The sequence below is a fragment of the Rhizobium sp. NXC14 genome (genome assembly GCF_002117485.1).
Classification (GTDB): domain Bacteria; phylum Pseudomonadota; class Alphaproteobacteria; order Rhizobiales; family Rhizobiaceae; genus Rhizobium.
Map to the genome: position 1 here is coordinate 1,173,681 of NZ_CP021030.1, position 24,369 is coordinate 1,198,049.

General features: G+C 61.9%; 24 protein-coding genes. 11 read left to right on the top strand and 13 right to left on the bottom strand.

The genetic code is table 11. The features are described from left to right. The first annotated feature begins 6 nt into the window (after positions 1-6). Both NXC14_RS05780 and NXC14_RS05785 read left to right on the top strand, forming a co-directional pair. Positions 7-435 (top strand): DUF1515 domain-containing protein, encoded by a 429-nt coding sequence (locus tag NXC14_RS05780; RefSeq protein ID WP_085777345.1) that lies wholly within the window; start codon positions 7-9, stop codon positions 433-435. 173 nt (positions 436-608) lie between these two features. Further along, positions 609-794: a hypothetical protein gene (locus tag NXC14_RS05785; RefSeq protein ID WP_082240273.1), complete on the top strand. Its 186-nt coding sequence runs from the start codon at positions 609-611 to the stop codon at positions 792-794. 160 nt (positions 795-954) lie between these two features. Here NXC14_RS05785 and NXC14_RS05790 read toward each other — a convergent pair whose 3' ends face one another. Then, on the bottom strand, positions 955-1,155 hold the full coding sequence (locus NXC14_RS05790; protein ID WP_085777346.1) for a hypothetical protein: 201 nt from the start codon (positions 1,153-1,155) through the stop codon (positions 955-957). 548 nt (positions 1,156-1,703) lie between these two features. After that, on the bottom strand, positions 1,704-3,206 hold the full coding sequence (locus tag NXC14_RS05795) for a DegQ family serine endoprotease (protein ID WP_085777347.1): 1,503 nt from the start codon (positions 3,204-3,206) through the stop codon (positions 1,704-1,706). Positions 3,207-3,660: 454 nt separating this feature from the next. Between NXC14_RS05795 and NXC14_RS05800 the strand changes: the two genes are divergently transcribed. Further along, complete coding sequence (locus tag NXC14_RS05800; RefSeq protein WP_085777348.1) at positions 3,661-4,698, top strand: LacI family DNA-binding transcriptional regulator; 1,038 nt, start codon at positions 3,661-3,663, stop codon at positions 4,696-4,698. A 101-nt stretch (positions 4,699-4,799) separates the two neighbouring features. Continuing rightward, positions 4,800-5,720, top strand: coding sequence for a LysR family transcriptional regulator (locus tag NXC14_RS05805; RefSeq protein WP_085777349.1), 921 nt, complete (start codon positions 4,800-4,802; stop codon positions 5,718-5,720). A gap of 9 nt (positions 5,721-5,729) precedes the next feature. Here the strand turns inward: NXC14_RS05805 and NXC14_RS05810 are convergent, their stop codons facing one another. Then, positions 5,730-6,683: an NmrA/HSCARG family protein gene (locus NXC14_RS05810; RefSeq protein ID WP_085780002.1), complete on the bottom strand. Its 954-nt coding sequence runs from the start codon at positions 6,681-6,683 to the stop codon at positions 5,730-5,732. Positions 6,684-6,973: 290 nt separating this feature from the next. Further along, on the bottom strand, positions 6,974-7,945 hold the full coding sequence (locus NXC14_RS05815) for a quinone oxidoreductase (protein WP_085777350.1): 972 nt from the start codon (positions 7,943-7,945) through the stop codon (positions 6,974-6,976). Between the two features lie 71 nt (positions 7,946-8,016). On the opposite strand from NXC14_RS05815, the gene NXC14_RS05820 reads away from it, so the two are divergent. Continuing rightward, positions 8,017-8,883, top strand: coding sequence for a LysR family transcriptional regulator (locus NXC14_RS05820; protein ID WP_198175526.1), 867 nt, complete (start codon positions 8,017-8,019; stop codon positions 8,881-8,883). 30 nt (positions 8,884-8,913) lie between these two features. On the opposite strand, the gene NXC14_RS05825 is transcribed toward NXC14_RS05820, so the two are convergent. From NXC14_RS05825 to NXC14_RS05835, 3 genes are all read right to left on the bottom strand, one after another. Next, complete coding sequence (locus tag NXC14_RS05825; RefSeq protein WP_245362147.1) at positions 8,914-10,794, bottom strand: PBP1A family penicillin-binding protein; 1,881 nt, start codon at positions 10,792-10,794, stop codon at positions 8,914-8,916. A 539-nt stretch (positions 10,795-11,333) separates the two neighbouring features. Beyond that, entirely contained in the window at positions 11,334-11,975 is a 642-nt protein-coding gene (locus NXC14_RS05830; protein WP_085777353.1) for a peroxiredoxin-like family protein, read from the bottom strand. Positions 11,976-12,264: 289 nt separating this feature from the next. Next, complete coding sequence (locus tag NXC14_RS05835) at positions 12,265-12,705, bottom strand: hypothetical protein (RefSeq protein WP_085777354.1); 441 nt, start codon at positions 12,703-12,705, stop codon at positions 12,265-12,267. Positions 12,706-13,012: 307 nt separating this feature from the next. On the opposite strand from NXC14_RS05835, the gene NXC14_RS05840 reads away from it, so the two are divergent. Both NXC14_RS05840 and NXC14_RS05845 read left to right on the top strand, forming a co-directional pair. Beyond that, complete coding sequence (locus tag NXC14_RS05840) at positions 13,013-13,999, top strand: PAS domain-containing protein (RefSeq protein WP_348630256.1); 987 nt, start codon at positions 13,013-13,015, stop codon at positions 13,997-13,999. Between the two features lie 6 nt (positions 14,000-14,005). Then, positions 14,006-14,386 carry a response regulator gene (locus NXC14_RS05845; protein ID WP_085777355.1) on the top strand — a complete coding sequence of 127 codons (381 nt, stop codon included), beginning with the start codon at positions 14,006-14,008 and terminating at the stop codon, positions 14,384-14,386. Positions 14,387-14,489: 103 nt separating this feature from the next. On the opposite strand, the gene cysN is transcribed toward NXC14_RS05845, so the two are convergent. From cysN to NXC14_RS05860, 3 genes are all read right to left on the bottom strand, one after another. Continuing rightward, on the bottom strand, positions 14,490-15,986 hold the full coding sequence (gene cysN / locus NXC14_RS05850; RefSeq protein ID WP_085777356.1) for a sulfate adenylyltransferase subunit CysN: 1,497 nt from the start codon (positions 15,984-15,986) through the stop codon (positions 14,490-14,492). Position 15,987: 1 nt separating this feature from the next. Then, positions 15,988-16,941 carry a sulfate adenylyltransferase subunit CysD gene (cysD, locus tag NXC14_RS05855; RefSeq protein WP_085777357.1) on the bottom strand — a complete coding sequence of 318 codons (954 nt, stop codon included), beginning with the start codon at positions 16,939-16,941 and terminating at the stop codon, positions 15,988-15,990. Between the two features lie 110 nt (positions 16,942-17,051). Then, the gene (locus NXC14_RS05860; RefSeq protein WP_085777358.1) at positions 17,052-17,792 is read right to left on the bottom strand and encodes a phosphoadenylyl-sulfate reductase; all 741 of its coding nucleotides are present in this window, start codon (positions 17,790-17,792) and stop codon (positions 17,052-17,054) included. Between the two features lie 421 nt (positions 17,793-18,213). Here NXC14_RS05860 and NXC14_RS05865 point away from each other — a divergent pair, with 421 nt between their 5' ends. The 3 genes from NXC14_RS05865 (at position 18,214) to NXC14_RS05875 (ending at position 19,642) form a co-directional block, all read left to right on the top strand. Beyond that, positions 18,214-18,660 (top strand): Rrf2 family transcriptional regulator, encoded by a 447-nt coding sequence (locus NXC14_RS05865; RefSeq protein WP_085777359.1) that lies wholly within the window; start codon positions 18,214-18,216, stop codon positions 18,658-18,660. Positions 18,661-18,775: 115 nt separating this feature from the next. Next, a complete protein-coding gene (locus NXC14_RS05870) occupies positions 18,776-19,162 on the top strand; it encodes a DUF6152 family protein (protein WP_085777360.1) in 387 nt (128 codons plus the stop codon). Positions 19,163-19,171: 9 nt separating this feature from the next. After that, positions 19,172-19,642, top strand: coding sequence for a DUF6644 family protein (locus NXC14_RS05875; RefSeq protein WP_085777361.1), 471 nt, complete (start codon positions 19,172-19,174; stop codon positions 19,640-19,642). A gap of 31 nt (positions 19,643-19,673) precedes the next feature. On the opposite strand, the gene betA is transcribed toward NXC14_RS05875, so the two are convergent. The 3 genes from betA to betI form a co-directional block, all read right to left on the bottom strand. Further along, on the bottom strand, positions 19,674-21,323 hold the full coding sequence (gene betA / locus NXC14_RS05880; protein WP_085777362.1) for a choline dehydrogenase: 1,650 nt from the start codon (positions 21,321-21,323) through the stop codon (positions 19,674-19,676). 218 nt (positions 21,324-21,541) lie between these two features. Continuing rightward, positions 21,542-23,005 (bottom strand): betaine-aldehyde dehydrogenase, encoded by a 1,464-nt coding sequence (betB, locus tag NXC14_RS05885; RefSeq protein ID WP_085777363.1) that lies wholly within the window; start codon positions 23,003-23,005, stop codon positions 21,542-21,544. A 1-nt stretch (position 23,006) separates the two neighbouring features. Then, the gene (betI, locus tag NXC14_RS05890) at positions 23,007-23,603 is read right to left on the bottom strand and encodes a transcriptional regulator BetI (protein WP_085777364.1); all 597 of its coding nucleotides are present in this window, start codon (positions 23,601-23,603) and stop codon (positions 23,007-23,009) included. Positions 23,604-23,741: 138 nt separating this feature from the next. Here betI and NXC14_RS05895 point away from each other — a divergent pair, with 138 nt between their 5' ends. Continuing rightward, a complete protein-coding gene (locus tag NXC14_RS05895; RefSeq protein ID WP_085777365.1) occupies positions 23,742-24,290 on the top strand; it encodes an HdeD family acid-resistance protein in 549 nt (182 codons plus the stop codon). Positions 24,291-24,369 lie beyond the last annotated feature (79 nt).

Sequence of the window (24,369 nt, forward strand, 5' to 3'; positions counted from 1 at the left end):
CCCGCCATGACATCCAATGACGATATCCTGCGCGCTCTCGGGCGCGTCGAGGGAAGGCTGACCGGCATCGAGGAAAACGTCGCGCTGCTGCGCCAGGAGATGAGCGACGAAAAAGCCAATGCCCATGAGGGCCGTGCCGTGATCCACAAGCGGCTCGACGAACAGGCAAGGCAGATCGCCCATCTCGATACCAGGGCGGCGATGACAGACGGAGCCGATGCGCAGATCCGCGCCGAAATCGGGACGCTCAAGGATACCGTCGACAAGAACCAGGAGACGGTCGGCCCGGCGCTCGAAGAGTGGAAACGGATGAAATCGATCGGCTATGGCATCTCAGGGCTGATTGCCTTCGCCGGGCTGACGACGGGTGGGGTCATTGCCTATGCCAGCGACGGGGCTGTGGCGGCACTCAGGCATTGGCTGAAGATCAGTTGAGCGCCATCCTTGCGGTTGGCAATCGACTGACGGCGAATGCTGGCAAGTCAAACGCAGCATAACGGCGTCAGCTCCGCTGATATATTGCCGTATTTCGCCCCTTACTAAAATTAGACTTTTCTAACGAACAAAAATGCCGGTTGTTTGTTATCCCCTTCAAGGAGGAAACGAACATGAAGAGCATGAGCAACCGCCAAGTTCGCGTTCCGGGGCCTCGGGAGCATGACGTTGCCGAGCATTGCCGCAAGTTTGGGATTGGCCCGGCGGAGGAGAAGAAGCTGAAAAAGCTACTCGGGTCTCACGCACCGCTGCATGAGATCCGGGCCAATGCGCCGCCGCCCCAGCCGAAATGGCGATAGCGCCGGAGCCGGAACTTCCGGCATTATCCGGCGTTAGGATCGCCGGGCCGCGTGGCCGGTCTCGTCTCCTGTACCCCCTGCTACCCCGGCAGGCGCTGCGCGGTCCACTGCTTCCCTCGCTACCGGCTTATCGGCGTGCGAATCTGCGCACGCCGCGCCATTATTTCCGCAGCTCGCGCGACAGCATCAGGATATAGTCGTCGGCGATATCGGCGACCACCATGGCCGCTTCGGCCGCTGGATAGCCCCTGCCGACGGCCTCGGCGACGATCTTCATCACCTGCGGTTCAAGCGCCTCCCGGCAGTCGGCCAGGCTTTCGTCGTTCGGGCATTTGGCGCGAAATTCCACCACGTTATTCATGCATACCCTCCGTTCAATGTTGCGGCGCTGCTCGATGCACGAAGCCGGTCCCTCTCGGGAAAAGCGAGTCACCGTTCCGGCGCGCCGTGCCGGAACAAATTAGTGATCATGAAAATACGATGTCATAGGGCGGGACGTATTCAAGTTGATGCTGATATTAAGGTAAGGCAGTAGGGTTAATTCGTCCAGCGGCAGTTGATTGGCAGCCGGCGGCCTTGTCAGGCAATGGCGCAACAGCCTGTTTCAGTGTCTGTTTTCGGAACGAAAAACCGGCGGTCTGTCGGTTTTTCGAGGGGAAATGCCGCCATTTACCATATGCTTCAAGGGCCGGCCGCAGCTCTGTGCCGCAGCCGGATAGCCATAGATCCTGACGTCATCCTCGGCCTTGTGCCGAGGATCTGCGCGCGTCAAAGTAAGGCATTGAAAATAAAAGATTTTATACCGGAACATTTAAGGTGGTCAGATGCTCGGCACAAGGCCGAGCATGACGGAAGAGACTTTGTCAGCGAATTGAACCAGCTTTCGCGGGGCTCTTCCCTGGGATTGCCTCAGGCCGCGTTGAAGGGTACGGCGACGAAGGTTTTATTCCCGTCGCGTTCGACGAGCAGCAGCACGGATTTGCGGCCGGCCTCGCCGGCTTCGGCGATTGCGGCCTTGACGTCGCGGGCATTGTGCACCGGCCGGTCGTTGACCGAGACGATGACGTCGCCCGTCTGGATGCCGGCGGCGGCGGCCGATTTATCCGGATTGACGCTGGCGACCACCGCGCCGCTGACGGAGCGCGGCAGGTTGAGCTGCTGACGCACATCGGGCGTCAGGTCGGCAAGGCCGATGCCGAGGCTCGGCTGGCCGGAGGCGCGGCCCTGCGCTTCCGGGCTTGTCGCCGCAGCCTGCTTCCGGCCATCCGCATTGGCGCCGACGGTGACGTTGAGATCGATGGTCTTGCCGTCGCGCCAGACGCCGAGCGATTTCTGCGTGCCCGGCGAAAGATCGGCGACGAGACGCGACAGGTCCTTCGGCGTCTTGACGGTCTCGCCGCCGACCGAGGTGACGATGTCGCCGGGCTTCAGGCCGGCATGGGCAGCCGGCGTATCGGCGGAGACGGCAGCCACCAGCGCGCCGCCTGTCTTGTCGAGGCCGACGGCGTCGGCGACATCTTTCGTGACCGGTTGGATCTGCACGCCGAGATAGCCGTGATTGATCGAACCATCCTTCTCGAGCTTCGCGACGATCGCCTTGGCCTCGTCGGAGGGAATGGCGAAACCGACCCCGACGCTGCCGCCGTTCGGCGAGTAGATGGCGGTGTTGATGCCGACGACCTTGCCCTCGCGATCGACGAGCGGACCGCCTGAATTGCCGTGGTTGATCGGCGCATCGATCTGGATGAAATCGTCATAGGGCCCGCTATGGAGGTCGCGGCCGCGGGCCGAGACGATGCCTGCCGTTACCGTCGTGCCGATGCCGAAGGGGTTGCCGATCGCCAGGATCTGATCGCCGAGCTTCAGCCTGTCGGAATCGCCCCAGGCGACGGTCTGCAGCGGCTTGCCTGCCTCGACCTTCAGCACGGCGACATCGGATTTCGGATCGGCGCCGATCAGCTTGGCGGGCAGCTCGGTGCCGTCGTCGAGCGTCACCTTAATGTCGAGCGCATTGTCGATGACATGGTTGTTGGTGACGATCAGGCCGTCCGGGCTGACGATGAAGCCGGAGCCGAGCGCCATCGCATGCTGGGAGCCGCGCTGTTGCGGCACCGGGCGCGGCAGGGGAATGCCCTGATCCTCGAAGAACTGGCGGAACTGCTCGTCCATCGGCGATTCCTGCTCGGCGCTGACATCCGTCGTCTTCATCGTCGTGGTGATGGTGACGACGGCAGGCTTGTCGGCGTCGACGACGGAGGCGAAGGAGCCGCTCGGGGCGAGAATACCGCCCGTGTCCGATGGTGCTGCAAAGGCGCTGGGCGAATTGACGGCGAAGGGAAGGCATGCCGCGCCGGCGATGATGGCGGCCCCGACAAGTGCTGCTGTGCGATGTTTGCTGAGAATATGTGACATGGTGGTTATCCCTTGCGAGAACGTTGGCTTGTGACGGCGTCGTAGTTCCATGTCTGGGACCTGGCGTCGGATGAGGTGCGCCAATTCCTCCGTTCGCCGGCGCGGATCGCCGGGAGGCGACGATCGGGGAGGGGAGAAGAATTCGCGCTCGGGATTAAATATGATCACGCCGGATGGCTTTACAAATTAAATATTGATCATGTTGATATTGCCGATTTGTAAGACATTACTGAAGTTTAACATCCGTCGCCGATGCCCGCGCCAGCCGCCGCGTTCCCCGCCAACTGCCGGCCGTCTCGCCTGATAAAGGCGGTCCCGCTCGCTTCGGCAAAGTCGGATCTCCGGAACCCGTTGCGGCTATAAAAGTTAGTGGACTCTAAAATATTTCTTCGTCAGGAAGTCATGACCGGGGAATCGGCCGCAGGCGCGTCTGGCCCACGGTATATGAGGGGCGATGAAGAATTCGGTTGAGCGAGGGCGGAAAGCCGAGCGCGGGATGCATGTGAAGCTGAGCGACGTGGCGAAGAAGGTGGGCGTGAGCCCGATCACCATTTCGCGTGCATTGCGCAATCCGGAAATCGTCTCGGAGGATCTGCGCGAGGAAATTCTGCGCACGGTCGAGGAGATGGGCTATATCCCCAATCTTGCCGCCCGGGCTCTGGCCGGCCGCCACAACGGCATTGTCGGCGTCATCACCCCCGCCTTGCACCAGTACGGCTTCGCCGCCCTGATGATCGGTATCGAGGATTGTTTCCGCGGCACGGAGTTCACCGTGCAATATTCGAGCACGCTGCACCATGGCGAGGGTGAAGCCGGCCTGCTGAAATCCATCCTGACCCAGAAGCCGGCCGGCGTCATCATCGCCGGCGCCGAGTACTACGGCGATCTTCTGCCGCTGCTGGCGAGCGCCCCCTGTCCCATCGCCCATGTCACCGATCTTAGTCAGGAGCCGCAAAGCCTGGTCGTCGGCCTCGATCATTATATGGCGGGCGCCGAGCCCACCCGGTTCCTGTTGTCGAGGGGCTATAGTCGGATCGCCTTGATCGGTCGCGGCGCCGATGTCCGCTCGCGCCGGCGCATTGAGGGTTACGAGGCGGTGATGCGGGAAGCCGGCCTTTTCCACGAGGATCTCATCATTGGCGGCGATGCGCCGAGCCGTATCGGCCTCGGCAGAGAGCTGTTTTCCCGCCTGCTCGAGCGCGTGGCCAATGTCGATGCCGTCTTTGCCCAGAGCGACGAACTAGCCTTCGGCGTGCTGATCGAATGCAAGGCGCGCGGCATCCGCGTGCCGGAGGATGTCGGCATTTGTGGCTTCAACGACCTGGAATTTTCGCCCTTCATCGAGCCGTCGCTGACGACGGTGCACATCCCGCGCCAGGACATCGGCTACCGCGTCGCCGACATGCTGCTGCATGCCATTCATGATGAGCCGCCCCGGGAAGACAGGGTCAATTGCGGCTTTTCCATCGTGCCGCGCGGTTCGACGCGATAATCTGGCACCTGCCGCCATAATGGAAGTGGGGGCGCCTTGAGGTCTGTGCACAGTCAGGATTATTCCGTATATGGTGCGGATGGCCACCACTGTGCTTAAGAATGGATAAGACCGGATTGTCTTTCGACAGGATGCGCACCTTCGTGCGGGTCGCTGAGCGCGGCAACCTGTCAATGGTCGCAAAGGAGCTGGGCCTCGGCCAATCCACCGTGACGCGGCACCTCAATGAACTCGAGGAGGCTGTCGGCGTGCCGCTGCTCAGCCGCACCACCCGCCGCGTCACCCTGACGGAGGAGGGCAGTCGCTATTACACCACCTGCCTTCAGATCCTGCGCCTGGTCGAACAGGCCGCTGAGGAAGCCAGAGATGCCCGTCAGGCTCCGGCGGGGGCTGTTCGGCTTTCCTGTACGGCAGCGCTCGGTGTGATGCATGTCACGCGTATGATCTTCGACTTCCAAGACAAGCATCCGGACATCCGCATCGACCTCAACCTGACGGACGAACGCATCGACCTGGTTCGCGAAGGCGTTGATGTGGCGCTTCGCCTTGGACCTCTTGCCGACAGCTCGATGAAACTTCATGCGGTCGGAGAGAGCCAGCGGCTGCTGGTTGGCGCTCCGGCCTATTTGTCCGCCCGGGGGCGGCCGGAGTGTCCGGCCGATCTGTCACGCTACGAAACCATCGTGATGTCAAATGTGGCAGGCAGCAACCAGCTCGTTCTTTCCGCCCCCGATGGCGCCAGATTCATGATCCCGGTCGGCGGTCGGCTGCGTGTCGATCACGGGCTTGCGGCGCGCGAAGCTCTTGCCGCCGGACGCGGCATCGGTCCTACACATCTCTGGCTGGTTCAAGATCTGCTGGACGACGGCCGGCTTGAAGTGGTGCTTGGCGACTATCGGCCTTCGCCGGTTCCGCTAAGCTTGCTGATTGTTCCGGAGCGTGCAGCCATTGCCCGCGTTCGGCTGCTGGTCGACTTTCTTGCCGCCCAGATTGCCAAGCTGCCGGGAATCCGGCCGTCGTAAGCCGCTGATTCAACTTCCGAAAGACCGCTTGTCGCCGCGCCATCCCGTCGTCCGCAGAAACTGCTCCCAGTTGAGCGTCTCTGGATTGAGCCGGCGGCTCCATTCGAGATCGTGTTCCTTGCCGAAATAGCCATATTCGACCGCATATTCGACCATTCCGAGAAGCTCTCGAACCAGAAATTCGTTGGCGGCAAATTCCGGGAAATAGCGCAGAAGGCCATCCCTGGTGAAAGCATTTCGATACTCGGCCTTGAGGCCGGTGACGCGTCGGAAGGTTTCGACCATCTCCCTCGGAGAAATGATATCGCCGACGATCGGCAGCGTTTTGCCGTTGTAGCGCTCAGGATTTGAGAAAATCTCCAGGACGACAGGCCCCGTCGCCGTCAGCGGATCGACGAAAGGCGCCCGGAAATCTTCCGGAAGGTAAATCGGCAAGAGCAGGGTGTCGCCTTCCATCCGCGGCGCATAATACTCGATAAGGTTTGTGTAGAAGAAGGCCAGCATGACGAAGGAATGGGAAATCGGCAGGGCGCGTATGTAATCGGCAACGCGCGCCTTGTCGGTAAAATGCGGCGCATATTTCGTCCAACCGGTGATCTTGTCGACATTCTCCAGCGTGCTGAAGACAATGTGCCCTACGCCGGCCTCCACGGCAGCGTCCGCCAGTTGTCGGCCGAGAGGTGCTTCGGTCGTCTGCGGCGGAGCGATCGGCGGCGTCATCAGAAACGCGCCATCCGCGCCCTTGAATGCCGCAGCGAATTCCTTCTGAAGGCCGAGTTCGAGGGGCACGGCGGCGATTTCGGCGCCGAGTTTTTCGAGACGCAGGGCTTCGGGCGAATCCTTTCTTCGAGTGAGAGCACGGACGCGGAAACGCTGGCTTTCAAGAAGCGTCGCAACGACGCTCCGCCCCTGTTTGCTCGTTGCACCCGTGACTGCGATCAGTGGCTTGTTGGCTGTAGACATGTCTTTCATCCTTTCCCGTCACTCGACGCCGACCCAGACAGGCACCGGCGTCTTTGCGAGGCAGGGCGCGGGCCGGTCCATTGCCGATCGCCCACCTCGATGGCGGCACTCTATCGAAATAGGTTTTCCCGCTGTAGATGGCCGGAATGGATAAGATAATGCCATTTTTTGGATAGATGCCTCCACCTGGTCGCTGTGGATCGCCCGACCGGATCAGCCCGTCGAAGGCCGCCGCGGGGATCGGACGCGCTGTCGGTCCATGATTTCTGCCGGTGTTCTTTCTCGAGCCATCAAGGGATCAGCAGGATACTGCCCGCCGCGCGCCCGGATTCCATCTCTTCGTGCGCCTTCGCAACGTCGGTCAAACGGTATTCGGCACCGATCTGCGAGACGATCCCCGATTCCATTGCTCCGATCGCAGCGAGAGCAGCTTCGCGATACTGTCCGACGTCGGCGCACCAGGCCATGATGCTCGGATGGCAGAGCGCCTTGCCCGGGCGAAGTTCCTCGACAGGGACCGGTGGAATGGCGCCGGCGGCCTGACCGATGGTGACAGCCATGCCGAATGGGCGGACAGAGTGTATGCTTTTGAGAAGCGTATCCCCGCCGATTCCGTCATAGGCGACGTCGACGCCGAGCCCGTTCGTCAGCCGCTTCACTTCCGCGACGAAATCGGCGCCGCGCCCGACGATCAGGTGATCGGCTCCACAAGATCTGGCGAGGGCTGCCTTTTCGGAGGAACCGACCGTTCCGATCACCGTGGCTCCGAGCGACTTGGCCCAGCGAACCAGGATGCTGCCGAGCCCGCCGGCAGCCGCATGGATCAGAACCTGGTTTCCTGCACGCACATCATAGGTCTTCTTCAACAGCATGTAGGCGGTCATGCCTTTGAGGAGCGAACTCGCCGCTGTTTTTGCCGAAAGGGTATCCGGCAGCTTGATCGCCCTTTCAGCGGCGATGTTGCGCGCGGAGCGATAGGCGCCGACCGGTGGCCCGGCATAGGCGACGCGATCACCTCTTTCGAACATCGAGACGCCCGAACCGACAGCCTCGACGATTCCAGCCGCTTCGGCGCCGATCACCGCGGGGTAGGACGGCATCGGGTAGATACCTTTCCGGTGATAAATGTCTAGAAAGTTCGTTCCGATCGCCTCGTGACGGATTCTGATCTCGCCATCGCCGGGGCTGTCACACTGGCGCTGCTCGACATGGAACTGATTGATGTCGCCGGCCGCGTTCAGCCATATGATCTGGTCGGTCATCGCTCGTGCTCTCCTTATTTCGGATAAAATAAGCGGTGGCGTGATGGGTGAAAATTCCCTATTGCTGCACAATGGTTGGGAGAGATTTCACAGAACTCGATTGGGACGACCTTCGGCATTTCCTGGCGCTCGCGCAATCGGGAACCTTGCTTGGTGCAGCAAGACAACTCGGCGTCGAACATGCCACCGTCAGTCGCCGCGTTTCGTCGCTCGAATCCAGTCTCGGACGCAAACTCGTAGATCGCCGCGGACGCCGCATCATCATGACGTCGGACGGAGAGCAGGTTGCGAGATACGCCGCTCTCGTCGCCGTCCAGACAGCAGCCATCGAGCAACTCGGTCGCAGCAGCGCCACGGAATTGCGCGGCCATGTCAGGATCAGTGCCCCTCCCGCGCTATCGAGCATGCTGCTTGCAAAACCCATCGCAGCCGTCAGGCGAGACCATCCCGGCGTTGAGATCACGCTTGTCGGAGAAAAGCGCCTCGCCTCCCTCAACAGGCGGGAGGCGGATGTGGCCGTGCGAATGTCGCGTCCGCAGGACGGAGATTACGCGATCGCCAAGCTCGGCGAGACAAGCTTTCATCTCTACGCATCGAAGGCCTATCTCGAAGCGGTTCCGCCGTCGGACTGGACCTTCATCGGTTACGACGAAACCATGAATGCCTCACCGCAGCAATTGCGGCTGGTCGAACTGGCCGCCGGCCGGCCGATCGCTGTGAGATCGTCCGTTTTGGAGTTTCAGGCTGCAACTGCAAGCCTTGGTGCAGGTGTCGTCATGCTCCCCGATTTCGCCGTCGCGGAGTCCAGCGGTCTCCAGCGCATCGGGACCGAACAGCCGTTGACGAGAGAGGTCTGGCTGGTGGTCCATGCCGATATCAAAGACGTTCCCTCCGTCCGCGTCGTCGTCGATGCGCTGAAAAACGCTTTTGGCAGGTAGTCCCTGCGGTTGAATCTCTGCCGAACCAGATCACTTTTCGCAAAGCCGTCGGCCGCCCGAATAGGGCTGATAGGTACAATCGGATGGGCGAAAGGAGCGGTAGCTGCGCGAGCAGGCGGTGATGTTGCAGGACTGCGGGGCGGCTTGACCGTCGACGACCACTTCGCTCGACCGCACGCCGTTGAGCGTCGGCTCGATCGTCGCCTCGCGGATGAAGTCCCGCCAAATATGGGCGGGCAGGGCGCCGCCCGTCACCCCCTTCATCGGCGCGTCATCATCATTACCAACCCAGACGCCAACGACGAGGGCGTCCGTGAAGCCGACGAACCAGGCATCACGATTGTTCTGGCTGGTGCCGGTCTTGCCGGCCGCAAAGGTGCCGGGGTCTGCTCCCCGTCCGGTGCCGCGCTCCACCACCAGCTGCAGGAGCCCGAGGAGATCGGACTGGTAGGGCGAAAGATCGACACTCGGCTTTGATTGGGCGCCAACGCGAAAGGCCTTGGGCTGCCCTGCCGCTTGGAAATCGATGATACCCCAGGGCTTGACGGGGGCCTTGCCGAGCTGGACGGACGCATAGGCGCTGGTGAGATTGAGCAGATTGACTTCGGAGGTCCCGAGCGCCAACGACGGCGTGTCGGCCAGTGGCGCATCGATGCCGAGTTCGCGCGCCGCGGCAATCACATTGTCCAGGCCGACCTCTTGGGCAAGCGATACCGACGCGGCATTGAGCGATCGCGCGAACGCCTCGGCGAGCGTCACCCACCCACTATAATTGCCGCCGGAATTTTCCGGCGACCAGCCGTCGATTTCAATTGGTGCGTCCAGAATCTGGTCGGACAAGGTGAGCCCAGCCTTCAATGCTGCGTAGTAGACGAACAGCTTGAAGGTGGAGCCCGGCTGGCGCATCGCAGTGACGGCGCGGTTGAACTGGCTCGCCTTGTAGTCGCGCCCGCCAACCATCGCAACGACAGCGCCGTCCGGTGTCATCGCAACCAGCGCAGCCTGCGATGCTCCTACGGATTTTCCTTCGCCGTCCAAAGACCGTTGCACGATCCTCTCGGCGATCTGCTGTAACTGCGGCACCAGCGTGGTGCGCACCGTCGTCGACCCTGGCGAGGAGCCGGCGATTTCGCTCGCCTGCGGCGAAATCCAGTCTGCAAACCAGCTGCCGGAGCGCGGCGTCGGCGTTGTTGGGTGCAGCTTGGCAAAGCTCGTCTTGGCCTCCGTCGCCTGTGGCGCGGTGACCTTGCCATTGGCCGTCATCGCGTCGAGAACGACCAGGGTGCGCTGCCGGGCGCCTTCGAAATTATCGATGGGGTTCCATTGGCTGGGCGCTCGCAGCAGCCCCGCCAGCATCGCCGACTCCGGAAGGTTGAGGGCGCCGATATCCTTGTTGAAATAGATGCGCGCGGCGGCGGGCATGCCGGTCGCACCGGCGCCAAGATAGACGCTGTTGAGATAGCGCGTCAGGATTTCATGCTTGCCGAGCTTCCACTCCAGCCAGACGGCGATGACAAGCTCCTGAATCTTTCGTTTTATCGTTCGGTCGCTGTCGAGATATTGCAGCTTGATGAGTTGCTGGGTGATGGTGCTGCCGCCCTCCACCACCGAGCCGGCCTCCAGGTTCCGCAGAAACGCCCTGCCGATGCCCCTGGGGTCGACGCCGAAATGATCCATGAACCGGCGGTCCTCGATCGACAGCACGGCATCGATCAGATGGGGTGGAAACTGGTCGTATCGCGCATAGGGCCCTTGATAAGGCCCCTGTCTCACCAATGGCGCGCCGTCGGCGGTTTCCAGCACCACGACCGGCTTCAACGTTCCATCCCGGATCTCGCTCCAGGGCACGTCTTTCAATGCCCACACCAGCACGCTTCCGACGAGGAGGCAGACAAGAAGGATCGACCCAATAGCGTATTTCCGCCAGCCCGCCAGAAGCGACCGGCGCTGGCTGCTGCTTTCAGCCGGATTGGTGCGCCGATCGCGAATCCTGCGGAGGGTTCTGGCCAGAGCGGTGGTCATCCACTGGGTTGGAGCCGATGTGGCTGCCCGCCGCATCGACCTCCTGAGCTTCCGCCTCAAAACCGAAGCGGCCGTCCTGCTCTTCGCCAAGGCGGCGCTTGCCCGCAAATCGTGACGCAGCGCCCGGAATAGATTGCTCGCGGCCTGTCTGATTTGGCCGAAGGATCCGTGGGGCGGTTGCGGGTCGTCAATGTCTAGTGAATCGGAGGCAGCCGCTTGCGCCGTCGGATCTGCTGTCTGATTGCGACCCGAGATCGAGCTGCTAACGCTTTCACCTGAGGAATCGGGAGAATTGGGCATCGGGTACCGCTAAAAAGCCAACGCAGCATGATCTATATATCCGCGTGATGCGGAGTGTTCTACCGCAAAAGGTCGCAGCAGTTCCGGAACTCACTACCCGGGCGGTGGGCGTCGAGCGAGTTTTTCTCTCAAGGTGCGACTTGGCAAGCTACCGACATCAATTCCTGGGAATTCGGTGCCTTGAATGTTTGTAGCCCGGGCTCCAGAGCTTCAGTGAAGCTCCACCGTACGATGCCCTCCCGGTCGATGAGGAACTGACCGACAAGCTGCCCATGATCGGCGGTCATCATCTGCTGATCGGCTTCCGTCATTTGATATCCTTCCTTCTCGTTGAGAAATTCGTCCATTGCCCTCACGCCCATAGGCTCGGGCAAATCGCCCGGAAGATCGATCCGTATCGCCATGAGCGTATCGATCCCGACCTCGCGCAAGCCGAAGGCTTGGTGCGAAGCCCGTACCGGGTCGGAAGCAGCAAGAAGATCGGGTATCGGATGGTAACGGAAATAGAGTCGCGCGCGTTCGACCGGGGTGTTTACAACAGCCAGGGATTGGACGCCTTTCTCACGTAGTACCGGGTTGAGATATGACATGGCGGCGACGTGGCGCCGGCAGAACGGGCAATGCAGGCCTCGAAACAAACCGATCAACAACGGGCTGCGGCCACGAAAATCATCAAGTGCGATTTTCCCCTCGTGCGAGATGGCATCAAACTCAACGTTCGGGACCCGGTCGCCCGGTTGTAGCGGGTGGTCGACATAGGGCGTGGACATGGACAACCTCCTCGCTCGGGATCAGTCGAGCAAAGGCGCCACGTGAAGTACTGCGAGGTCGAAATTGAGCGTTGCAGGCCTGACCTCTCGTCTTACCGCACCGCCAGGATCCAATTATAAGAATGTGCTCGCATGAGCCCGCGGGCAAGCGGTAAACAGCGAACGTGAATTGAAAAAGTCCGTTTTCTGCAAACACTGAATTTTTAGCGGCCAATCTGTGAATTATCGCACACTGACCGGCCGCAAGCCTGTAGCAACTCTGCGCATCGCGACCACTTCGGGACGGCCCTTACTTTACCGTGATGGCAATACCGCTGAGATCGGCGTTGACTTGCAGGCCTACCTGCTTGCCCGAGAGTTCGAGTTGGGCGCCCTTCTCATTGGTCATGACGATCATCTGGGCACCTTTGCCGACCGCGCCGCCACCACCCGCCGCACCGTAGACCCCCGTCACATCTTGAGCGCGGCGGATATGGCGAACGGTACCATGAAAATTGGTCTTAGAAGCCCCGAAGGCGAGGCCTCCTGAGATGCCGCCGACAGTGATGGGATAGTGGCGACCATGGAAGGTGAGCGTGCCTTCGCCTCCAGTACCACCCACAAAGAAGGCAGCCTTGTAGACCGAGAAGCTGATCGTACCGCTGTCGGCATGCGCGGAGCCGGCGAAGCTTACTCCCGCCGCCGCGATAACCGCAGCCGCGACTGAACGAATTGTGGACGAATTCTTCATGATGCAAGTCTCCTCAAAATCGAGGCTTACCCAGCCAGGAGGGCGTGTCAACGTCATGCCAAAGTCACAGCTGAAACAGTCTCGCCCGTCATTAGTTCCAAGCACGCGGCCAGAATCCGACCGGGAGAAAGCGGCCAACGGATGGCAAACATAGTCTCGGTGGCAGGGCAGCCCATGACGCTGTCACCGGGCTTGACCGGGCCGCCACCTGGCGGACATTGCCAGCCATGCAGAAAAGATTACTTTAGACGCAGGGGCTGTGGGGGCCTTCATATTGTCGGCTCGTTAAGCGTGCGGTGAGGAGGGAATGCCATCGATGTTGCTGGAAGATTTGTATCGCCTGATGAAGACCGGGCACGTACAGGCCCAGGGCATCGTCGACACGATGACCCAGCCCGTTGTCGTGCTGGATCAGAATCTCTGTGTGACGACCGCAAACAATGCGTTCATCGAGACTTTCGAAGTCGAGCGGGACGACATCCTCTCGCAGAACTTCTTCCGGCTTGGAAATGGGCAATGGGATATTCCGGAGCTTCGGCAGCTCATAGCCTCGGTGATCCCACGGGCGGCCGCCGTCATTGGCTTCGAAGTGAAGCATGAATTCCCGACGATCGGCCAGCGTACAATCCTTGTCGATGCCCGCCGCCTCGTTCATCCGGATAACAACAGTCCCAACATCCTGGTCATCTTCGACGACGTGACGGAGCGCCGGCGCCACGATGCCGAGATGGACTTCATCGTGGCGGAGATGCGGCATCGGCTGAGGAACCTGTCGGCCGTCGTTCAGTCGGTCGTGAACAACACCAGGACCGACGATCCGGCGGTGGCAAGCTTCAAGGAAGCGTTGCTTGGAAGGCTCGATATCACCTTTCGAGCTCAGGAAGTTGCTGCCATTGGCGGGCTCACTGAGTTCGAAGCATTGCTGCGTGGCGCGGTCGGTGCGACGGTTTGGGAACGGCTCGAATGCTCTGGACCGTCCGTAGAATTTGGAAGTTCAAAGGTTCTCCCGGTCAGCATGATCCTGCACGAGCTCGGCACGAACGCGTTGAAGCATGGTGCTGCCTCGGTGCCCGGCGGAAAGATACGTGTGACGTGGGAAATGGAAGCCGGGCCGCGGGACCGGACGTGGCTCGTATGTCAGTGGCGCGAGGAAGCAGGGCCGCCTATTCATGAGTCTGTACGCCAGGGCTACGGGACCGAACTAATCGAAGGCCTCGCCGACCATATGGGTGGAAGCGTGGAACTTAACTATCCTCCCAGTGGTTTCACTGCGACGATCAAATTCCCGATGTGAGGTCATGTGAGCGATATTGTCGACACGAGGGCAGGCGCGACCAAGGTCCTCGTCGTCGAGGACGAGTTCTTCATCGCCGATGAACTCCGACGTAAACTGACCGCTGCCGGATTGCAGGTGCTTGGCCCGGTGTCATCGAACGAGCGCGCTCTCGATCTGCTGGAGCAGGATCGACCTGACGTTGCTGTCCTTGACGTTCATCTCGGCGAGGCAAGAGTGACCGCGGTAGCTGCGAAGCTTCGCCAGTTGAATGTCCCGATCGTTCTGGCGACAGCAAGTCTTGCCCATGAACTTGCATCTGACCCAGTCCTCGCGGGCGCGGTCATCCTGGAAAAGCCCACTGATTTCGGTCTTCTCATCGAAACCGTTCGCAGGGCGGTCAAGTGACTGTTCTCAGGGCTGCAACCTCTCGGCGGAGGTCTGCTTGGGGAAATCCGCCAGTCCGCAGTGTTGGAAAAGAGGCCAGTCTGGCTGGCCCCTTGATCCATGATCAAATATCGCTTGCGGCGCTCGACCACAACTCGGCCGCCTCGGCTGCCGTCATCCGCCGGACCTCGGCCTCATGGCTGCGGCTGGCGAAGAGTTCGCTGGCCATGATCTGCTCGGCCAAGTCGGCCGGCAGCGAGAGGATGACGCGGGCTTCGCCATTGTGCAGGCCGCCGAGTTCGGTGCGCTTGCCGGTCACCATGCCGCCGGCGACCGTGTTGTTGGTCTCCGGATCTATCAGGATGAAGGAGCCGGACTGGCGGTTCTGCTCGTAAGGATCGAAGATCGCCGCTTCGTCAAAGGCAAGCCGGACCTTGCCGATGGCGTTCATGTAGAGCCGCTGGGCGGGGTTCCAGGTGCCGGTCTTCAGTTCCAGCTGGCTGAGCGGCTGCACCTGGACGCGCTGGCGGCGGCTGCCGCTCTTCAGCCAGTAGCGTTTGCCGGGCTCGATGCCTTCGGGCTGCAGCGCGACGATCTGCGCGTCGAAGGCCAGGCCGACCTGCGGCTGGGCGTCGATCGAGACGATCATGTCGCCGCGTGCCACGTCGACCTGGCGGTCGAGCACCAGCGTTATCGCGTCGCCGGCAACGGCGGCGTTGCGCACGAGATCGAAGGTGACGATCTTGGAGACGTTGGCGACCATGCCCGACGGCAGGATCATGACGCTGTCGCCCGGCTTGACCGAGCCGCCGGCAACCGTGCCCTGGTAGCCGCGGAAGCTTTCGCCCGGACGCGACACACGCTGCACCGACAGGCGGAAGCCGACCGTCTGCGACGAGCGCACGGTGGCAAGCTCCAAAGTTTCCACCAGCGTCGGGCCAGTGTACCAGGGCATGGCGGCCTGGCCGGAATAGACGACGTTTTCGCCCTTCAGCGCCGACATCGGAATGGCGGTGATCTGCTTGACGCCGAGCGACAGAGCGAATTCGCGGAATTCGTGGCTGATCTTCTCGAAGCCGGCGCGGTCATAGCCCGTCAGGTCGATCTTATTGACGGCAAGCACGAACTGCCTGATGCCGAGCAGCGAGGCGATCGTCGCGTGGCGGCGCGTCTGTTCGAGGATGCCGAGACGCGCATCGACGAGCAGGATGGCGAGATCGGCGGTCGAGGCGCCGGTCGCCATGTTGCGGGTATATTGCTCGTGACCGGGCGTGTCGGCGACGATGAAGGAGCGCTTGTCGGTCGAGAAATAGCGATAGGCGACATCGATGGTGATGCCCTGTTCGCGTTCGGCCTGCAAGCCGTCGAGCAAGAGCGCGAAGTCGGGCAGGCCGAGGTCGTTCTGCTTACCGGTGGAATCGCGCTGCAGCGTGGCGGCCTGGTCTTCCTTGACGGCCTTGGTGTCCCAGAGCAGGCGGCCGATCAGGGTCGACTTGCCGTCATCGACGCTGCCGCAGGTAATCAGGCGCAGCGGGCGCGAGTCGCGCTGGGCCTTCTGCGGCTCGGCGGCGGGCAGGCTGGCGACGGTTGTGGCCGAGACGGCGGTGTTGGCTGCGGTCATCTCAGAAATATCCTTCACGCTTCTTCTTTTCCATGGAGCCGGACTGGTCGCGGTCGATGGCGCGGCCCTGGCGTTCGGACACCGTTGCGATTTCGAGTTCGGCGATCACCTCTTCGAGCGTGCTCGCCTCGGAGCGGATGGCGCCGGTCAGCGGGAAATCGCCGAGCGTGCGGAAGCGGATCATGCCCTCCTGGCGCACTTCGCCGGGCAGCAGTTCGAGGCGCGGATCCTCGGCGAGGATGATCATGCCGTCGCGCTCGACGAACTTGCGCTTGCGGGCGTAGTAGAGCGGCACGAGCGGGATGTGCTCGGCCTGTATGTAGCGCCAGATATCGACCTCGGTCCAGTTCGACAGCGGGAAGGCGCGCACGCTCTCGCCCTTGCGGATCATGCCGTTGTAGATGTTCCAGAGTTCCGGTCGCTGGTTGCGCGGATCCCAGCGATGGTCCGGAGTGCGGAAGGAATAGATGCGCTCCTTGGCGCGGCTTGCCTCCTCGTCGCGCCGGGCGCCGCCGAAAGCGGCGTCGAACTGGCCGGCATCGAGCGCCTGGCGCAGGCTTTCGGTCTTCATGATGTCGGTGAAGGCGGCCGAGCCATGGGTGAAGGGCGTGATGTTTTCGGCCGCGCCGCGCGGATTGATATGCTCGATGAGATCGAGATCGTACTTCTTCGCGGTCTCGTCGCGGAAGGTGATCATCTCGCGGAACTTCCAGCCGGTGTTCACATGTAAGAGCGGGAAGGGCACGCGGCCGGGATAGAAAGCCTTGCGCGCCAGGTGCAGCAGCACCGAGGAATCCTTGCCGATCGAATAGAGCATGACGGGACGCTCGAATTCGGCTGCGACTTCGCGGAAGATGTGGATGGATTCGTTTTCCAGCGCCTTCAGATGCGGGTCGAGCGGCGCCTTGGCGCTCTGGGGATTGCTGAGTTCCGTATCCGGACGGCTATCGGGCATGTCTTACTCCAGACTGTCGGTCCTTGCGGCTGCCCGCAGGGCTTTCTCGATTGTGGCTCTTCGGGGCTGCGGCGATCGCCGCGCCCTGATCCGAAAAGCCGGGAAGATGGTTATTGTGCGGCGACCGCCGCGGCCTCTTCGGCGACATGCAGGCCGCATTCGCGCTTCTCGTCCTGCTCCCACCACCAGCGGCCGGCGCGCTCCGGCTCGCCGGGCTTGATCGCCCTTGTGCAGGGCTCGCAGCCGATCGAGGGATAGCCGCGCGCATGCAGCGGATTGACCGGCACGCCGTTTTGGGAAACGAAGGCCTTGATCGCCTCGATGTCCCAATCGGCCAGCGGATTGACCTTCAGGAGATGCCGTTCGGCGTCATATTCGGCAAAGGGCGTCTCGGCGCGGTTGGCCGATTGCCCGCGGCGCAGGCCGGTGATCCAGATCGTCGCCCCTTCGAGCGCACGCGCAAGCGGTTTCAGCTTGCGCACGCCGCAACAGGCATGCCTGGCTTCGACGCTCTCGTAGAAACCGTTGAGGCCGTATTGCGCGGCATAGGCGTCGATATCGGCCTTCTCTGGCGCGAAGCGCTGGATATGGATGTCGTACTGGGCTTCCGTCTCGTCGATCAGCGCCAGCGTCTCGGCAAACAGGCGGCCGGTTTCCAGCGTCGCAATGTCGATCGGCAGGCGGTGCGTGCCGATTTCGGCGGTGATCACCTGGTCCTCGATCCCGAGCGAGGTGGTGAACACCACGCGGCCGCCAAGGCCTGCCACCAGCGACAGACGTCCGGCAAGGTCGAGGCCTGCCAGCTTGTCGTTCAGCGCCTCGGCTTCTGTATTCGGATTGATAACAGTCATTGGAAATCCTGTCCTTAGTTGCCGGGAGTATCGCAGTTCAAGCCTGGATCGGACAGAAAAAGGGATTTCGAAAGCTGCGGCCGGAAGAGCAAATATCTCTCCGAAGCTGCCGCAATGCAGAAAAGCAGCCGCCCGCGGGCGAAATCCGCGTCGGCAGCCTCAATGTCTATCGAATTAGTAGACTTACACGCAGCCTGTCAATCCGAAATCTGAAGTGATGCTGAAAAAGGTGCGGAAGGCGCTGATTTGGCGTAGTTTGCGAGGGCTTGGCCAAGCGTGAAAAACAAGGCCAAAAATGCTTGTCCCTCAAGGCGTTCTGCCGGCGCGTTCAAATTCCGTTCATGCTGGTTGTGCCATAGAGGCGAATATACGTGTGAAGCGGCGCGGGATGCGCGCCGCCTGTGTGTGTTGACGGTCTGAGATGATTACGCAAAAGGCGAAATATGCGCTGCGGGCGCTGACGGTTCTGGCGGATGCCGGTGCCGACGAACCCGTTATGATTTCCGATATCGCCGCGCAGCAGAAGATCCCGAAGAAGTTCCTCGAACAGATCCTGCTCGACCTCAAACATCACGGCATCGTCGTCAGCCGCCGGGGCAAGCAGGGTGGCTATCTCCTGCTCAAGCCCGCCCACACCATCACCTTCGGCGAAATCCTGCGCATCATCGACGGTCCGATCGCACCCCTTCCGTGCCTGTCGATCACCGCCTACCGCCGGTGCGACGATTGCGACGGCGAGCAGAACTGCGAAATCCGCCACGTCTTCGCCAAGGTGGCCGACGCCACGCGCAAGGTACTGTTCTCGACGACCATCGCCGATGCCGTCGAGCCGAGGCAAGGCGCCGAAATCACCCGCCTGCTCGCCTGAGCCTCCTGGGTTTGAGGAAGCCGGCGGGAGGCGTCTGCTTCAAGATTTGGTGAAATGCCTTTTCTCGCCGCTGCGGTGCACCACCTGCCTGTTCATTCGGGTAGGAGAAGATCCAATGTTTGCATTTCCGACAAAGCGTCTCCTGGCTGCCGTCGGTCTGTCGGCTGCCCTTGCGACGAGCGCTGCCGCCCATCACGGCTGGTCGTGGGCCGAGGCTGATCAGATCGAGCTTCGCGGCACGATCGAGAAAATATCGATGGGCGGGCCGCATCCCACCCTTGATGTCGCCACCGCCGATGACGGCGTCTGGCGGGTCGAACTCGGCAATCCGCGCCAGACCGAACGCTCCGGATTCGTCGAGGGGGTCGCAAAGCCGGGCGACCAGGTGATCGCGCTCGGCAACCGTTCGCAGGACCCGAAGGAAAAGCGGATGAAGGCGGTGCGCATCACCATCGGCGAGAAGCGCTACGATATCTATCCCGATCGCATCCGGACGAACTGACCGGCCGATATGGACGCTCTCGAATGGCTGTCGGCCACGGCGCTTGCGGTCGCGCTCCGCCGCTCAGCGTTGCTCTATATGTTCGTCAACGCCGCCCATATCCTGTCGATCGGCCTGCTCGTCGGCGCGATTCTGCCGCTTGATCTCAGACTCGGCGGCTTGTTCCAAAAGGTGCCGGTGGAAATCCTCGCCCCGTTCCTCTCGCGCGCTGCCGGCATCGGCCTCGCCGCGGCTCTTCTGACCGGCTTCTGCCTCTTCAGCGTGCGAGCGGTCGAATATGCCGCCAATCCCGCTTTCCTCGCCAAAGTCGGACTGATTGCCTTCGCGTTGCTCAATGTGCTCGCCGTGCATGCGGGGCAGGGCTGGCGAACTGCAATCACGGCCGGCATTCTGAGCCCTGCCGTCAGAGTTTCAGCGGCTCTGTCAGCGGCAACATGGATTGCCGCCCTCGTGGCAGGGCGCTGGATTGGATTTCTCTGATGCGATCGCTCCTGAAGAAGACCACCACTGACTATCGATCGCTGATCGCCGCCCGTGGGTTGACCCACGGCTCCTGGTTTGAGCGCGCCAGCGGCTGCTTGCCTAGGATGTGGTCTGCCGCCTTCTCGCCGGTCATGATCGAGGGGCCGTTCAGGTTGCCGTAGGTGACGTGCGGGAAGATCGAGCTGTCGGCGACCCGCAAGCCGTCGACGCCGATCACCCGCGTCTGCGGATCGACCACCGCCATCGGATCGTCCTTGGCGCCCATCTTGCAGGTGCCGCAGGGGTGATAGGCGCTTTCCAGATGTTCGCGCAGGAAGGCATCGATCTCATCGTCGCTCTGCACCCCTTCGCCCGGCTGGATCTCCGGGCCGCGATAGGTGTCGAAGGCCTTCTGCCCGAAGATCTCGCGGGTCAGACGCACGCAGTGGCGGAATTTCTCCCAGTCCTCCGGATGGCTCATATAGTTGAAGCGCAGCACCGGATCGGCCTTGGGATCGGGTGAGCGCAGCGTCACGCTGCCGCGCGATTTCGACAGATTGTAGCCGACATGCACCTGGAAGCCGTGGCTCTTGGCCGCCGCCTTGCCGTCATAGCTGATCGCCACCGGCAGGAAGTGATATTGGATATCCGGCTGCTTCAGCCCGGGTGCCGAGCGCAGGAAGGCGCAGGCCTCGAACTGGTTGGAAGCGCCGAGCCCACCCTTGGAGAGCAGCCATTGCGCGCCCGCCACTCCCTGCCAGAACCAGGGCAGCCAAGAATAGAGCGACACGGGCTTGGTGCTGACCTGCTGGAAATAGAATTCCATATGGTCCTGCAGGTTGGCGCCGACACCAGGACGGTCGGCCTTCACCTCGATGCCCATTTCCTTCAGATGCTCGCCCGGGCCGATGCCGGACAGCATCAGGAGCTTCGGCGAATTGAAGGAGGAGGCGGAGACGATCACCTCGCGGTTGGCCTTCACCACCTCTGTCCTGCCGCCGCGTTCGATCTCCACGCCGGTCGCCCGCCCGTTCTCGATGACGATCTTGCTCGCCAGGCCATAGACGATCCCGACATTGTGGCGCTTCAGCGCCGGCTTCAGATAGGCGTTGGCGGCAGACCAGCGGCGGCCGGCAAAGATGGTCTGCTCCATCAGGCCGAAGCCTTCCTGCTTGCTGCCGTTGTAATCCTCCGTCGTCTCGAAGCCCGCCTGTTTGCCGGCCTCGACGAAGGCCCGGAAGAGCGGATTGGTGAAGCCGCCGCGCTGCACGTGCAGCGGCCCGTCCGTGCCGCGCCAGCCATCCTCGCCGCCATGCGAATGTTCCATGCGCTTGAAATAGGGGAGAACGTCGGCATAGGCCCAGCCGCTGGCGCCAAGTTCCTCCCAGCGGTTAAAGTCTTCGGCATGGCCGCGCACATAGACCATACCGTTGATCGAGGAGGAGCCGCCGATCACCTTGCCGCGCGGCGCGGTGATGCGCCGGTTGTTGAGGTTCGGCTCCGGCTCGGAAAGATAACCCCAGTTGTAGCGCTTCATGCTCATCGGCCAGGCAAGGGCTGCCGGCATCTGGATGAACGGCCCGAAATCGCTGCCGCCGGCCTCGATGACGAGAACGCTGTTCTTGCCGTCTTCGGAGAGACGGTAGGCGAGGGCGGACCCGGCCGAGCCCGAACCGATGATGATGAAATCTGCTTGCATCTATTTGTTTCCCTCGAGCTGCCATCATCCGGCTGCTTCTTGTTTTTCCTGGAGCCTGCCCCTCATCCGCCTGCCGGCACCTTCTCCCCGCCCGCGGGGAGAAGGGGATATGCCGCACCGGCTTCGCTCAACCTTGACGCTGCGTTTGGCACGTCCCCTCTCCCCGTTCTTACGGGGAGAGGGTTAGGGTGAGGGGCAGGGGCGGAGGCAAATATTTCTCAATAAGGCGCCGCCACCGGCCCCATGCCGACGTAAACTGTCTTCAGCTCGGAATAATGCTCCAGCGCCGCCAGAGAATTCTCACGGCCGAAGCCCGATTGTTTCGAGCCGCCGAAGGGGATTTCCACCGGGCAGAGATTATAGGTGTTGATCCACAGCGTGCCGGCCTCCAGCCGGTCGACGACGCGGTGGGCGCGGGTGAGGTCGGCGGTGAAGACGCCGCCGGAGAGGCCGAATTCGCTGGCATTGGCGCGTGCGATTACCTCTTCCTCACCGTCGAAATCGAGCACCGACATGACCGGCCCGAAGATCTCCTCGCGGGCGATGGTCATATCGTCGGTGACATCGGCAAAGACGGTCGGCTGCACGTAATAGCCTTCGCCCGAGACATTGTTCGGAATGCCGCCCCCGGCAACGAGCGTCGCGCCCTCGGCCTTGCCCTTCTCGATATAGGCGATCACCTTCTCGCGCTGCGCCCAGGAGACCATCGGGCCGATCTGCGTCGCCTCGTCCAACGGATCACCGATCAGCATCGCCTCAGTGCGCGCCTTCAGCCGCTTGAGGAATTCAGCCTTGATGCCCTTCTGCACGAAGACGCGCGTGCCGTTCGAGCAGACCTGGCCTGTGGAATAGAAATTGCCGAGCATCGCCCCGCCGACCGCCGAATCGAGGTCGGCGTCGTCGAAGACGATGAGCGGCGACTTGCCGCCGAGCTCCATGGTGACGTGCTTGAGGTTGCCGGCGGCTGCCGCCGCGACCCTGCGTCCGGTCGGCACCGAGCCGGTCAGCGACACCTTGGCGACGTCGGGATGATTGACGAGCAGCGGCCCGGTGTCGCGGTCACCCTGGATGACGTTGAAGAGGCCCTTCGGCAGCCCCGCCTCATGCAGGATTTCGGCAATCTTCAAGGCGCCGAGCGGCGTGTTTTCCGAGGGCTTGAACACCATGGCATTACCGCAAACAAGCGCCGGGGCAGCCTTCCAGCAGGCGATTTGCTGCGGATAGTTCCAGGCGCCGATGCCCACACAGACGCCGAGGGGAACGCGCTTGGTATAGGCAAAATCCTGCCCGAGCGGGATATGGGCGCCGTTGAGGCCGGCCGGTGCGATGCCGCCGAAAAATTCAAAGGCATCAGCGCCCGAGGTCGGGTCGGCAACGATCGTTTCCTGGATTGGCTTGCCGGTATCGAGCGTCTCCAGTTCGGAAAGCTCGCGGTTGCGCTCCCGCATGATCTCGGCGGCGCGCTTGAGGATGCGGCCGCGTGCCATCGGGCTCATCGCCGCCCATTCAGGCTGGGCGCGCTTGGCCGCTGCAATCGCCTTCTCGACGATCGCAGGCGTTGCCGCATGCAGCCGGGCGATCACTTCGCCGGTGGCAGGGTAGAGGCTCTCGATGACGGTGCCGTCGGTATCCTCGACATATTCGCCGTCGATGAAGTGCGAGGCTTTCGGCTGGGCTTTCATGTCATTTGTCCTTGGCGGAAGTGGTGGATAGAAGCGCGTTCAGATAATCCTCCGTCAACGCGATCGAGGCTTCGATGCCGATCGGCGCCGACTTCAGACTCTGCCTGATATAGAGCCCGTCGATCATCGCCGCTGCGCCCTCGGCGATGCGTTCTGCGGCGTCGGTCGGCAGCAGCGCCCTTAGATCGGCAAGCAGGTTCGAACGCAGCCGCCTGGCATAGATCACCAGAAAGCGCCGCGTCTCCTCGGAACGCTGCGCTTCGGCATAAAAGGCAAGCCAGGCGGCAATCGTCTCCGGCGCGAACTGGTCGGCGTGGAAGCTGACACGGATCACCGCCGAAAGCCGTTCGCGCGGCGTCTTCGCTGCCTTGAGTGCTGCCACCGTATCGCTGCGCAACTGTCTCAGGAGCGAGCGGATCGTCTCGATCAGCAATTGCTCCTTGCTGCCGAAATAATGATGGGCGAGGGCAGGCGAGACGCCGGCCTCGCGGGCGATGTCGGACATGGTGACGGCAAGCGAGCCGTGATCGCCGATCACCCGCAGCGCCGCATCGACAAGCGCCTTGCGGCGCACCGGCTCCATTCCGACTTTCGGCAAAACGACAACCCTCTGAAAACCGCGCCATGATATTTTTGATTGACTGATCAATCAACAAAAATCTTCGGCGAATTGATTTGGCTCACATCTTTTCCGGAAGAGCTGAGGCAACATATTCAAATGATCAGGAGGTGTGCCATGACCAGCGTCTTCAATGAAATGCCGGAATCCTCGCTGCGGTCGAAATGGGTATGGTTCCTCGGCCTCGGGGTTCTGCTTCTTATCTGCGGCCTCATCGCCCTTAGCAATCTGTTGATGGCGACCGTCGCTTCGGTCTTTTACGTAGGCATGCTCATGCTGGCGGGCGGCGTCATCTATCTCGTCCACGCTTTTCAGTTGCGTCGCTGGGATCAGGTGCTCTTCTGGGCTTTGAGCGGCGTGCTTTACGTGCTTGCCGGTATCTGCGCCTTCGTCAATCCCATCTTCACCTCGGCCGCCTTGACCCTGTTTCTTGCCATTGCGCTGTTGGTGGCCGGCATATTCCGTCTCTGGGTCGGGATGCGCATGCGACCGCTCAAGGGCTGGCGCTGGATCGCTGCAAGCGGCGTCATGACGGCGCTCGCCGGCTTTGTCATCGCACTGGGCTGGCCGGTCAACAGCCTCTGGATCCTTGGCCTTTTTCTAGCCTTCGACCTGATGGTCCAGGGGTGGACGATGATCGCCGTTGGCCTTGGCTTGCGCAGTTGAACCGCGATGGACCTTTTCTTTTTTGACAAGGGAATGGCGGGGGATTAGACTTTAGGGATTAGGACCGTCCGGCATGCCG